Below are 11,819 nucleotides of genomic sequence, written 5' to 3' on the forward strand. Positions count from 1 at the left end.
GCACGGCGCCGCCGCGCCCGTCCCCGGCGACGGGAGAGCGCCGGGGACGGGGCGCCGTACGCGTGCCGCTCGGAGGCGCCGCGTCAGATGGTCGACGCGTCGATGACGAAGCGGTAGCGCACATCGCCGCGCAGCACGCGCTCGTAGGCCTCGTTGATCCGATCGGCCCGGATCAGCTCGATCTCCGCGCCGATCCCGTGCTCGGCGCAGAAGTCCAGCATCTCCTGCGTCTCCGGCAGCCCGCCGATCATCGAGCCGGCGAGCGACCGGCGCCCGGTGAGCAGCGCGTGCGCGTTGACACCGACCGGCCCGTCCGGCGCGCCGAGCTGGACCATCGTGCCGCCGGTCCGCAGCAGCCCCACGTAGGCGCTGAGGTCGAGGCCGGCCGAGACGGTGTTGACCACGAGGTCGAAGCGGCCCGCCAGTTCGGTGAACGTCGCCGGGTCGGAGGTCGCCCGGTAGTCGTGGGCGCCGAGCCGCAGCCCGTCCTCGCGCTTGCGCAACGACCGGCTGAGCACGGTGACCTCGGCCCCCTTGGCCCGGGCGATCTTCACCCCCAGGTGGCCCAGCCCGCCCAGGCCGACGACGGCGACCTTCCGGCCGGGCCCGGCGCCCCAGTGGGTGAGCGGGGAGTAGAGCGTGATGCCCGCGCAGAGCAGCGGCGCCGCGGTGTCCAGCGCCAGCGCGTCGGGGATGCGCAGCGCGTACTGCTCGTCGACCACCAGTTGCCGGGCGTACCCGCCGTACGTCGGCGCGCCGTCCCGCCCGCGGGCGTTGTAGGTGAAGACGACGCCGCCCTCGCCCGTGCAGTACTGCTGGAGCCCGGCGCGGCAGTTGTCGCACTCCCGGCAGGAGTCGACGAAGCAGCCGACGCCGACCCGGTCGCCGACCGACCAGCGGGAGACCTCGGGGCCGACCTCCGCGACCACCCCGGCGATCTCGTGGCCCGGGACCATCGGAAAGATGCCCGGGGCCCAGTCGTCGCCGACCTGGTGGATGTCGGAGTGGCAGATGCCCGCGTAGCGGACGTCGATGAGGATGTCACGGGCGCCGAGCGCCCGGCGCGGCACGGTGGTCCGCTCCAGCGGCGCCCTGGGGGCCGGGGCGGCGTAGACCGCGATCCGGCCGGCCTCGGCAGTGCCCCCGGCGGCAGCGGTGCCGGTGTCGGTGATCGTCGTGTTCGTCATGCCCCAAGGTTCGGCGTACCGTCCGCGGCCGGACAGATCAGTGATTCCCGTACGTTCCCCGTTCCTACTACGAGTGGTATCACCCTCAACACCCCCAAGATCCCGGACCTGGGCCCATACTGCTGGCATGGACCAGCGCACCGAGCTCAGCGAATTCCTACGGTCCCGCCGGGCGCGGCTGCGGCCCGCCGACGTCGGGCTGCCCGACTACGGCGGCCGACGGCGGGTGCCCGGGCTGCGCCGCGAGGAGCTGGCCCAACTGGCCGGGGTGAGCACGGCGTACTACGTGCGGCTGGAGCAGGGGCACGGGGAGAACGTCTCGACCGCCGTCCTGGACTCGATCGCCCGCGCCCTGCGCCTCGACTCCGCCGAGCGCGACCACCTGCGCCGGATCACCCGGCCGTCCCGCCGCGGTGCCGGACGGGTCCGCGCATCGCGCGCGCAGCGGGTCAGGCCCGAGCTGCAGCAGCTGCTGGACGCGATGGACGGCGTCCCGGCGTACGTCCTCGGGCGGCGCCTCGACGTGATCGCCTGGAACCGCCTCGGCAACGCCCTGATCGGCGACGTCGCCGGGCTGGCGCCGGAGCAGCGGAACCTGGCCTGGCTGGTCTTCCTCGACCGGGCCTCCCGTGAGCTGTACCTGGACTGGGAGGGCAAGGCGACCGACGTGGTCGGGATGCTGCGGCTGGAGGCGGGCCGCGACCCCGACGACCCCCGGCTCGCCTCGCTGATCGGCGAACTCTCCGTCAAGAGCGAGGACTTCCGGCGGCTGTGGGCGGCGCACGACGTCCGGGACAAGGGCCACGGCGTCAAGGAGCTGCACCACCCGGTGGTCGGCCGGCTGACCCTGCGCTACGAGACCTTCCGCCCGGCCGGGGACCTGCGCCAGGTGCTGGTCGCCTACCACGCCGATCCGGGGTCGGCCTCGGCCGAGTCGCTGCGCCTGCTGGCCAGCTGGACGGCGGCGGCGCCCGGGGAGGTGCCGGAACCGCGATCGGCCCCGGAGTCCGCACCGGCGCCCGCACCCGAGGCCGAGCCGGAGCCCGGACCCGGTCAGTCGACAGGCCGGTAGTCCTCTTCGCCGGGCGCGACCTGGTCCGATGGTCCCGGGTCCACCGGGACCGCCGGCCCTGTCCGGGGCGCCGTGGACGGCCGTTTACTGGACCTGTGCCGGTCCCGGCCGCCCCCTGCCCGAAACCGGCCGGGAACCCGTCGCAACGGTGAACGCCGGGCGTCCGGAGGGTGTCTGACGGGTGGTTAGGCTGCGGTTCATGGACATGGACAGCACCAGCAGCACCACCGAGTACGACCGGCTGATCGCGCGCCACCACGCCATGCGCCTGCGCCGGCAGATCCTGGCTCCGGCGCCGTCCTTCGCCGCAGCGCCCGCCGGTCCGGGCGGCGCGCCCGGAGACGGCGCCCGCCACGCCGTCCGCCCGGCCGCCGACGGCACCCGCGCCGGCCACGGCGACGACGGCGGGTACGACGGGCGGCACGACGCCGCGGCCGACCAGCGGCTGATCCTGGGCGGCCTCGGCCTGGTCACCCCGTTCGCGGACCTCATCGACCACCTCTACGCGTTCATGTTCCGCCGCCGCCCCTTCCTGCGCGCGCTGTTCCCGGAGTCCATGGAGTTCCAGCAGGTCCACCTGGAGCGGATGTTCGAGTACCTGATCGAGCATCTGGACCGGCCCGACCGGCTCTCCGCCACGCTCGCCCAGCTCGGCCGCGACCACCGCAAGCTGGGCGTGCGCCCGGTCCACTACGAGGCCTTCGAGGAGGCGCTCCGCGAGGCGCTCCGGCTCCGGGCCGGCTCGGCCTGGAGCGCCGAACTGGAGGCCGCCTGGGTGCGGATGCTGCGCTTCGGCGTCCGCTCGATGGTGGCGGGCGCCGAGTCGGCGCTCACCGAGCCGCCGTACTGGCACGCCACCGTCGTCGGCCACGAGCGCCGCCGCGCCGACCTCGCCGTGGTCCGGGTGCGCACCGGCGAGCCGTACCCGTACCGGGCCGGGCAGTACGGGACGGTGGAGCACCCGCTGCGGCCGCACACCTGGCGGCAGTACTCGATGGGCTGCGCCCCGCGCGCCGACAACGAGTTGGAGTTCCACGTCCGGCGCACCGGCCCGGGCGGGGTGAGCGAGGCGCTGGTCGAGCACACCGCCGTCGGCGACCGGCTGCGGCTCGGCCCGCCGCGCGGCACGCTGATGCCGCAGGACGACACCCGGGACCTCCTGCTGGTGGCCGGAGGCACCGGGCTCGCCCCGATGAAGGCGATCGTCGAGGAGCTGGTGGAGCACCGTCCGCGCGGGCGCCGGGTCCACCTGTTCGTCGGGGCGCGGGCCAGGGCCGACCTCTACGACTGGCCGGCCCTGGCCGAACTCGGCGGCCGCAAGCCCTGGTTGGAGCTGATCCCGGTCGCGGACGACGCCGCCGGCGGCCCCGCGGGCCCGGGCGGGCGGCTGGCCGAGGCGGTCAGCCGGGCCGGCGACTGGTCCGAGCACCTGGCCTGCGTCAGCGGCCCGGCCGGCCTGGTCGACGAGGTCCGCACCCGGCTGGTCGCCTCCGGCCTGCCGTCCACCCGGATCCACCACGACCCGGTGCTCGCCCGGCTGTGAGCCCCGCAACCGCGGGCCGGCCCTACCGGTAGCAGTAGGAGTCCGAGGAGGCGTCCCCGCCCGCCAGGTGGGTCTGGTGCACCCGCAGCCCCCGGAAGTCCTCGCCGTGCGGGAAGAACCGCGGGTCCACGGCGAGCCCGCCCCGCTCCGGGTCGGCGTCCAGCTTGACGATCCACGGCTCGATGCCGTCGGGGTAGAACTGGTCGTCCCACGACCCGTACAGCGAGTTGGTGAGGTAGAGCCGCCGTCCGTCCCGGCTGATCTCGACCATCTGCGGGGCGCCGCTCAACGGCCGGTCGGGCTCGGCCGGGTGGGGCGTGCGGGCGGTCACCCCGCCGAGCCGCACCGAGCCGGTGAGGCGGGGGTGGAACGGGTCCGCCACGTCGTACTGCAGCAGCTCGCCGGTGCCCCAGGCGGAGACGTACAGCCAGCGGTCGTCGACCGACAGGTTGATGTCGGTGACCAGCGGCGGCACGGCGCCGAACGGCTGGAGCACGGGCGGCAGGTCCTCGGCCTTCGCCGGCTCGGCGGGGATCTCGATCACCTTGCGCGCGGTGAACGCCTCGCCGTCCCGGTACCATAGCCAGACCGAGGCCGACAGGTCCTCCACATTGGTGACCACCCCGGCGAACCCCCACTCCGCCTGCGGGTCGTGGGCCGGGCGCAGCTCCAGCACCATCTGGTACTGGTCGCCCAGGTCGATCCGCTGGAGGTGGCGCCCCGAGTCCAGCTCCCAGAAGTGCAGCGCGTGGCCGTACTTGCGGCCGAGCAGCAGCTCCGGCACCACGCCGTCCTCGACCATCCACGGGGTGCCCCACTCGCTGGTGACGCCCACGTTGGTGCCCAGGTGCCACCACACGTCGTAGGCGAAGTTCTGCGGGCCGCGCTCGGTCTCCCAGGGGCGCAGCACGTCGAAGGTGCCGTGGTCGAGCAGGGCGACCCCGCCGGGGCCGTCGCCGCCGGCCGCCGCGCCCAGGCAGGACAGGAAGACGCCGTCCGGGCCGCAGTGCAGGGTGTGCGGGCGCGAGTACCCGGCTCTGGCCGCCAGCTCCTCAGCCGTCACCGTCTTCACCAGCCGCGGGCGGACCGGGTCGGGGCGGGTGTCCAGGACGTGCAGCCGCGAGGAGCGCAGGCCCGGCAGCAGCAGGTAGCGCCGCTCGGCGTCGTGGTGGCCGGCGTGGGCGAGCGCGCTGGAGCAGGCGTTCCAGCCGAAGTGGTGCAGTTCGTCGCCGGTCCCGGGCATGTCGGTGAGGTTGAGCACGCGCCCGTAGCTCGGCGACGCCGGGTCGGTGTCGACGGTGATCAGCGCGTCCGGCCGCCGCGCCGAGCGGTCGAAGCCCGCCACGTAGGCGAGCCGCTCCGGCGGCGCGGCGATCGCCTCGGCGGGCGTGCGGTACAGGGAGGGGTCGCTGTGGCCGGGCTGCCGGTCGTGCTGCGGGCCGTGTCCATGCGGCATGCTGGCTCCTCAACTCGCCTGTTCGGCAAGGGAAGTGACAGGGGCCCGGGTAGCCTTCCACAGACCCGCGGGCGCACAGCAGGCGCACGGGGAGCGAGTGGGGGCCGGGGGCGGCGCACCCCCGGCCCCCCGGTCGGGGCGTCGGCCGGGCTCAGCCCACGGCGAGCGGGAAGTACGCCCCGAGCCAGCGGTCCAGTTCGGCGAACACCTGGGTACGGGCGGTCTCGCCGGACAGCACCAGGTCGTGCATGCCGCCCTTGATCCGGACGATCGTCACATGGCGGCCCAGGCGGGGGCCGGCGGCCGCGATGTCGTCGGCGCGCAGCACGGCGTCCGCGTGGTGCAGGGCGGCGTGCCAGCGGGTGGTGGAGACGGAGGCGGTGGAGGCCATCAGCAGCACCGGAACGTCGATCCCGAGCCCGCGCCGCAGCTCCCGGTGGCCGCGCTGGACGGCCGCCAGCCAGCCGGCGAACAGCGGCACGCCCTCGGCCGGCTTGAGCCTCAGGTCGAAGTCCCACTCGCCGCGGAAGTCGCGGTGCAGGCTGTGCACGTAGTGCGGGTTGAGCGCGGAGGGCAGCACCCGGGTGGGCGCGAGGCGGCCGATGGCGTCCAGCGCCGGGGCGCCGAGGGTGCGCACGGCCGCGGCGGCCGGCATGGACAGGAAGGGGCTGTTGAGGAACAGGCCGTCGACCAGTCCCCGCCCGGCGCGGCGCCCGGCCCACAGCGCGGCGATCAGCCCGCCGGTGGAGTGCCCGTTGACCAGCAGCCGGGAGTGGCCGTCCCGCTCCCGGACGACCCGCACCGCCGCGTCCAGCTCCTCGTCGTACGCGGCGAGGTCGCGGACGAAGTTCGGCGAGTGGTGCGGGCGCAGCGAGCGGCCGTACTTGCGCAGGTCGAGCGCGTAGAAGGAGAAGCCGGCGGCGGTGTAGTGGTCGGCGAGGTGGGTCTGGAACCAGTAGTCGTTGTAGCCGTGGATGTACAGGACGGCCCGGTCCGAGCCGGGGACCAGCCGGCGGACCAGGGTGGCCGAGACCTCGCCCTCCTCGTCCGGCCGCAGCGGCAGCTCGGCGGCCTCGTAGGGGGCGCCGAGGATGTCTTCGCGGAACTCCATGGCCACGTGCACCCGCTTTCTGCTCGAAGACTCGGGGAGCACGACGATACCGGCCGGTAGCCTCCGGCGTGACGGCGACTCGGACCGGGCGCCTATGCTGCGCACATGCCCGAGACGCCCGATCCGTCCACCTCGCCCACGGCCACCCCGCCCCCGGCCGACGAGCCCGTACCGGTGGCCCGGCACACCGACCTCGGGCAGGCGAAGCTGCTGCCCGACGTCGACCACGACGGCGGGTGGCTGCTGACCCTGGACGACACCCCGCAGTCCTACGTCGACCTCGGCGACCCGACCCACCTGGAGTTCGAGTACACCCAGCGCCTCGGCCACCTCGTCGACGCGCTCGCCGGGCCCGGCCGCCCGCTGGCCGCCCTCCACCTGGGCGGCGGCGCGCTGACCCTGCCCCGCTACCTGGCCGCCACCCGCCCCGGCTCGCGCCAGCGGGTGGTGGAGGTGGACGGCCCGCTGCTCGACCTGGTCGAGCGGCACCTCCCGTGGCACGGCCCCGGCGTCGACATCACCGCCGAGGTCGGGGACGCCCGCGCCGCCCTCGCGGCCCGCGCCCGGGCCGAACCCGGCGCGCTGGACCTCGTCGTCGCGGACGTCTTCCACGGCTCGCGCACCCCCGGGCACCTCACCTCGGTGGAGTTCCTGCGGCTGGCGGCGGCGGCGCTGCGCCCCGGCGGCTGCTACGCGGCGAACCTCGCCGACGGCCCGCCGCTCGCCTTCGCCCGCGCCCAGGCGGCGACGCTGCTCGCCGTCTTCCCGCAGGCCTGCCTGATCGCCGAGCCGCCGGTGCTGCGCGGGCGGCGGTACGGCAACATCCTGCTGGTCGGCTCGACCGGGCCGCTGCCGGTCGAGGACCTCGCCCGCCGGCTGGCCGCGGACATCTTCCCGGCCCGGCTCACCGAGGGCGCCGACCTCGCCGCCTTCGCCGCCCGCACGGCGCCGGTCACCGACGCCACCGCCACCGACTCCCCGCCGCCCCCGGACGGCGCGTTCAGCGTCGGCTGAGCGGTTCGGCGCGCCGACGCCGTGCGGACCCGCGTCGGCGCGCCCCCCGGTGTCAGAATCGGCGGGTCCGGGCGGGGACACCCGCCACCTCCGAGGGAGCGAGCGAGAGATGAGCAGCGTGGAGCGTCCTGAGCTGGCGGCGGTGCCCGAGACGGCGCTGTGGACGCTCTGGCACCGGGTCGTCGAGGCCCGCCGGCCGGACACCGTGCTGCCCGACCCCAAGGCCGTCGAGCTGGTCGGGCGGATCGACTTCCCCTTCGCCGAGCGCTTCGGCAGCAGCGCCCTGGTGTCCCAGCTCCAGGGCCTTCGGGCGCGCTGCTTCGACCGCGAGGTGGCCGACTTCCTGGCCCGCCACCCGCGCGGGACGGTCGTCGGCCTCGGCGAGGGCCTGGAGACCCAGGCCTGGCGGGTCGACAACGGCCGCGCCCACTGGCTCTGCGTCGACCTGCCCGAGACCGCCGCGCTGCGCGAGCGCCTGCTGCCGCCCGACGAGCGGCACCGCATCCTGCCCGTCTCGGCCACCGATCCGGCCTGGATGGACGCGGTCGACCCGGCCGCCGCCGCACAGGGCCTGCTGATCACCGCCCAGGGCCTGCTGATGTACCTGCGCCCCGCCGAGGTGCGGGCGCTGCTCGCGGCCTGCGCCGAGCGGTTCCCCGGGGCGTCCATGGTGCTGGACACGGTGCCGCGCTGGTTCAGCGCCCGGTCGGTGCGGGGCAGGCTGCGCGACCGCTACTACCAGGCGCCGGCGATGCCGTTCGGGATGGACGCGGACGAGCGGGCCAAGCTGGCCACCGCCCACCCGGGCGTCACCGGGGTCCGCGAGGTCTACCCCGAGGGCGGCCGCGGGGTCCTGCGCGCCCTGCTCCCGGCGGCGGCTCGGGTCAAGGGGCGCCCGTCGGTGATCGCGCTGCGCTTCGCGGACCGCCGGGCGGACCCGGGCGGCGGCACGGTCGGCGCGGGCGGTGGTGCGGGGGCGGGAACCGGGCAGCGGCTCCGTACGTCGTAGCCTGCGGTGATCGGCCGGGGGGACGGGCCGCCCGGCACGTTAGGCTGCCCTCTCGGGGAGCGGCCTGGTGCCGCCATCGGACGACGTCGGGACCGGCGTGCGGGCCGCGGGGACCTGACCGGCCCCGGACGACCGCCGCGGGCCCCGTCCTGCCACGGAGGTACTGGCCTTGCTGCACATCGACGCCTGGATCGAAGGCGTACCACCGGGCGCGGTCTACGCCCTGGTGGGTCTGATCATCGGATTCGAGTCGCTGGGGATTCCGCTTCCCGGCGAGATCGCCCTGGTCTCGGCCGCCCTGCTGTCCGCGCGCGGCGTGGTCAGCCCGGTCTGGGTGGCGGTCTGCGCGATCCTCGGCGCGATCATCGGTGACTCGGTCGGCTACTCGATCGGCCGCAAGGGCGGCAAGCCGCTGTTCGAGAAGCTCGGGCGGAGGTTCCCCAAGCACTTCGGCCCCGGCCACCTGGCCACCGCCGAGCGCTCCTTCCAGAAGTGGGGCATGTGGGCGGTCTTCTTCGGCCGCTTCATCGCCCTGCTGCGCATCTTCGCAGGTCCGCTGGCCGGAGCGCTGAAGATGCCATACTGGAAGTTCCTGATCGCCAACGTGCTCGGCGGCATCGTCTGGGCCGGCGGCACGACCCTGCTGGTCTACCAGGTCGGCAAGGTCGCCGAGCAGTGGCTGTCGAAGTTCTCCTGGATCGGCCTGCTGGTCGCCGCGGCCGGCGGCGCCCTCTCGGCGTGGCTGATGAAGCGCCGGGCGGCCAAGGCCGCCAAGGCCCACGAGGCCGAGGACGCCGCTGCGAAGGACACCGCCGCGCAGGACGGCACGGCCGCCACCCCGACGGTCACCGCGCCCGCCGCGGACTGACCGACCCGGACCCTCCCGGGTCCACCCCGGGCCCGCCCGGACCGTCACGCCCGCCGCTGCCCGGACACCTCCGGGCAGCGGCGTTCGCGTGAGACAGCACCGAGAACGACGAAGAAGTGGGTACAGCAATGCGGATCGGACTCCTGGGCACCGGCCCCTGGGCGGAGCGGGTGCACGCGCCCGTCCTGGCGGAGCACCCCGGCACCGAGTTCGCGGGCGTCTGGGGCCGCCGCCCCGAGGCGGCCGCCGCGCTCGGCGGACGGTACGGCGTCCCCGGCCACGCCGACCTCGACCGGCTGCTCGCCGAGGTCGACGCCGTCTCCATCGCCGTACCCCCGACCGTGCAGGCCGACCTCGCGGTGCGCGCCGCCGGGGCCGGCTGCCACCTGCTGCTCGACAAGCCCGTGGCGCTCACCGTCCCCGACGCCCGCCGGGTGGTCGAGGCGGCCGAGGCCAACCGCGTCGCCTCGGTGGTCTTCTTCACCGTCCGCTTCGGCGGCGACCAGCTGCCCTGGATCGAGGAGCAGGCGGCCGTCGGCGGCTGGTTCACCGGCCGCTCGGACTGGTTCGGCTCGGTGTTCGCCCCCGACTCCACCAGTCCCTACGCGGCCTCGCCCTGGCGCGAGGAGAAGGGCGCGCTCTGGGACGTCGGCCCGCACGCGCTCTCCGTGCTGCTGCCGGTCATCGGCGACGCCACCTCCGTCACCGCCGTGGCCGGCCCGCTGGACACCGTCCACCTGGTGCTGCGGCACGTCGGCGGCGCCTCCAGCACCCTCGGGCTGAGCCTGACCACCCCGGTCGCCGGCGGCGGCACCGGGATGGAGCTGCGCGGCGAGTCCGGCACCGTCCGGCTCCCCGCGCGCGGCGAGGGGCCGATCGCGGCCTACCACCGCGCCCTGGACGCCCTGGCGAGCGCCGCCCGCACCGGCGAGCCGCACCCGTGCTCGGCCGCCTTCGGCCTGCGCACCGTCGAGATCCTGGCCGCCGCCGAGCGCTCGCTGGCCACCGGGGCCACCGTCGAGGTCTGAGCCGGACCGCCCCCAGCCCCCGCCCGCCGTCAGCCGCGCAGCAGCAGGTCCGCGAACTCCCGCACCCGCTCCTCGGTGATGCCCTCGCGCTGCTCGACGGCGAGCGGGTGGTCGGTCGGCTCCAGCTCGATCAGCGGGCGCAGGCCCACCGCCCGGGTGCGGACATGGGTCTTGAGCAGCAGCGTGGACTCCGGGTAGACCGGCAGCTCGGTCGTCAGCCAGCCGAAGTACGGCGGCTCCTGCTCCCGCGCCGGGTCCTCCCACAGGTCGTGCGCCCGGGCGAAGCTGGCCTCGCTCAGCGACACCCAGACGCCCCAGGAGAAGGGGTCGCCGCCGTCCAGCACCGGGATCTCGATCAGGCCGTGGACGTAGAAGTGGCTCCCCTTGATCACACACTGGTCGCCGGTGAGTTCGCTGTCCCTGCGCCGGGCGTAGCGCGGCTTCCAGTTCACCGGGGCCGGGGAGCCGTACGAGCGCGGCGGGCCGTCGTGCCGCCCGTTGCAGCAGGAGCAGGCGAATGCGTGTTCGGTGGCGGGCATGGCACAGAGCATAGACAAGCCCGCGGCGGCCGCTGTCGGCGCCCCGTGCGAGGGTGGAGGGGTGAACCTGGACGACCTGGTCCGGCTGCGCCGGGCCCGCGATGCGATGGACCGCGACTACGCGCGGCCGCTGGACGTGCCGGCGCTGGCGAGGGTGGCGCTGATGTCGCCCGGGCACTTCTCGCGCAGCTTCCGGGCGGCGTTCGGGGAGACGCCGTACAGCTACCTCATGACCCGGCGGATCGAGCGGGCCAAGGCGCTGCTGCGGCGCGGGGACCTGTCGGTCACCGAGGTGTGCTTCGCGGTGGGCTGCACCTCGCTGGGGTCGTTCAGCACGCGGTTCACCGAGCTGGTGGGGGAGAGCCCGAGCGCCTACCGGGCGCGCGGCCACGCGGACGGCGCGGCGATCCCCGCGTGCTACGCGAAGCTCTACACCCGGCCGGTCAGGAAGACCGGTCAGGAACGGAGAAGCGAAACGCCCGCCCCACCCGTAGCGTGAGCCCCATGGACATCAAGCTTGCACAGTGCTTCATCGCCGTCGACGACCACGACAAGGCGCTCGCCTTCTACCGCGACGTCCTCGGCCTGGAGGTGCGCAACGACGTGGGCTTCGAGAACATGCGCTGGGTGACGGTCGGCGCCCCTTCGCAGCCGGACGTGGACATCGTGCTGGAGCCCCCGCTGGCGGACCCGAACGCCTCGCCGGCCGACCGGCAGGCGATGGCCGAGCTGCTGGCGAAGGGCCTGCTGCGGGCGGTCATCTTCGCCACCGAGGACTGTGACGCGACCTTCGAGCGGATCCGCGCCGCCGGCGGCGAGGTGCTCCAGGAGCCGATCGACCAGCCCTACGGAGTGCGCGACTGCGCCTTCCGCGACCCGGCCGGCAACATGCTGCGCTTCACCCAGCCCCTCCGGAAGTGAGCCGTTGGCAGGCTGCCCGGCGGTCCGTCTGACAACGGATCTTGCTTGATCGTGGCCGATGCGGCGATGCG

Annotated in this window: 12 protein-coding genes; 8 read left to right on the forward strand and 4 right to left on the reverse strand. The window is 75.1% G+C overall.

What is annotated here, in order from left to right; translation table 11 throughout:
* Window positions 1-83: 83 nt before the first annotated feature.
* Entirely contained in the window at window positions 84-1,187 is a 1,104-nt protein-coding gene (locus tag ACFU74_RS32060; protein ID WP_380763192.1) for an NAD(P)-dependent alcohol dehydrogenase, read from the reverse strand.
* A 127-nt stretch (window positions 1,188-1,314) separates the two neighbouring features.
* Here ACFU74_RS32060 and ACFU74_RS32065 point away from each other — a divergent pair, with 127 nt between their 5' ends.
* Together ACFU74_RS32065 and ACFU74_RS32070 are read left to right on the forward strand one after the other, a co-directional pair.
* Window positions 1,315-2,259, forward strand: a complete 945-nt coding sequence (locus ACFU74_RS32065) for a helix-turn-helix domain-containing protein (RefSeq protein WP_380763194.1) — start codon at window positions 1,315-1,317, stop codon at window positions 2,257-2,259.
* A 199-nt stretch (window positions 2,260-2,458) separates the two neighbouring features.
* On the forward strand, window positions 2,459-3,802 hold the full coding sequence (locus tag ACFU74_RS32070; protein WP_380763196.1) for a globin domain-containing protein: 1,344 nt from the start codon (window positions 2,459-2,461) through the stop codon (window positions 3,800-3,802).
* A 22-nt stretch (window positions 3,803-3,824) separates the two neighbouring features.
* On the opposite strand, the gene ACFU74_RS32075 is transcribed toward ACFU74_RS32070, so the two are convergent.
* Together ACFU74_RS32075 and ACFU74_RS32080 are read right to left on the reverse strand one after the other, a co-directional pair.
* A complete protein-coding gene (locus tag ACFU74_RS32075) occupies window positions 3,825-5,258 on the reverse strand; it encodes a selenium-binding protein SBP56-related protein (RefSeq protein ID WP_380763198.1) in 1,434 nt (477 codons plus the stop codon).
* A gap of 151 nt (window positions 5,259-5,409) precedes the next feature.
* Window positions 5,410-6,369 carry an alpha/beta hydrolase gene (locus ACFU74_RS32080; protein WP_380763200.1) on the reverse strand — a complete coding sequence of 320 codons (960 nt, stop codon included), beginning with the start codon at window positions 6,367-6,369 and terminating at the stop codon, window positions 5,410-5,412.
* A 105-nt stretch (window positions 6,370-6,474) separates the two neighbouring features.
* On the opposite strand from ACFU74_RS32080, the gene ACFU74_RS32085 reads away from it, so the two are divergent.
* From ACFU74_RS32085 to ACFU74_RS32100, 4 genes are all read left to right on the forward strand, one after another.
* Window positions 6,475-7,383: a spermidine synthase gene (locus tag ACFU74_RS32085; protein WP_380763202.1), complete on the forward strand. Its 909-nt coding sequence runs from the start codon at window positions 6,475-6,477 to the stop codon at window positions 7,381-7,383.
* Between the two features lie 109 nt (window positions 7,384-7,492).
* Window positions 7,493-8,392, forward strand: a complete 900-nt coding sequence (locus ACFU74_RS32090; RefSeq protein WP_380763204.1) for a class I SAM-dependent methyltransferase — start codon at window positions 7,493-7,495, stop codon at window positions 8,390-8,392.
* A 172-nt stretch (window positions 8,393-8,564) separates the two neighbouring features.
* Complete coding sequence (locus ACFU74_RS32095) at window positions 8,565-9,260, forward strand: DedA family protein (protein WP_380763212.1); 696 nt, start codon at window positions 8,565-8,567, stop codon at window positions 9,258-9,260.
* Window positions 9,261-9,388: 128 nt separating this feature from the next.
* A complete protein-coding gene (locus ACFU74_RS32100; RefSeq protein WP_380763206.1) occupies window positions 9,389-10,288 on the forward strand; it encodes a Gfo/Idh/MocA family protein in 900 nt (299 codons plus the stop codon).
* A gap of 29 nt (window positions 10,289-10,317) precedes the next feature.
* Here the strand turns inward: ACFU74_RS32100 and ACFU74_RS32105 are convergent, their stop codons facing one another.
* On the reverse strand, window positions 10,318-10,827 hold the full coding sequence (locus ACFU74_RS32105; RefSeq protein ID WP_380763208.1) for a DUF2199 domain-containing protein: 510 nt from the start codon (window positions 10,825-10,827) through the stop codon (window positions 10,318-10,320).
* Window positions 10,828-10,933: 106 nt separating this feature from the next.
* Here ACFU74_RS32105 and ACFU74_RS32110 point away from each other — a divergent pair, with 106 nt between their 5' ends.
* The gene (locus ACFU74_RS32110) at window positions 10,934-11,326 is read left to right on the forward strand and encodes a helix-turn-helix transcriptional regulator (RefSeq protein ID WP_380763214.1); all 393 of its coding nucleotides are present in this window, start codon (window positions 10,934-10,936) and stop codon (window positions 11,324-11,326) included.
* A gap of 5 nt (window positions 11,327-11,331) precedes the next feature.
* Window positions 11,332-11,748: a VOC family protein gene (locus ACFU74_RS32115; protein WP_380763210.1), complete on the forward strand. Its 417-nt coding sequence runs from the start codon at window positions 11,332-11,334 to the stop codon at window positions 11,746-11,748.
* The last annotated feature ends 71 nt before the right edge of the window (window positions 11,749-11,819 follow it).

The organism is Kitasatospora sp. NPDC057500 (assembly GCF_042802195.1).
Taxonomy (GTDB): domain Bacteria; phylum Actinomycetota; class Actinomycetes; order Streptomycetales; family Streptomycetaceae; genus Kitasatospora.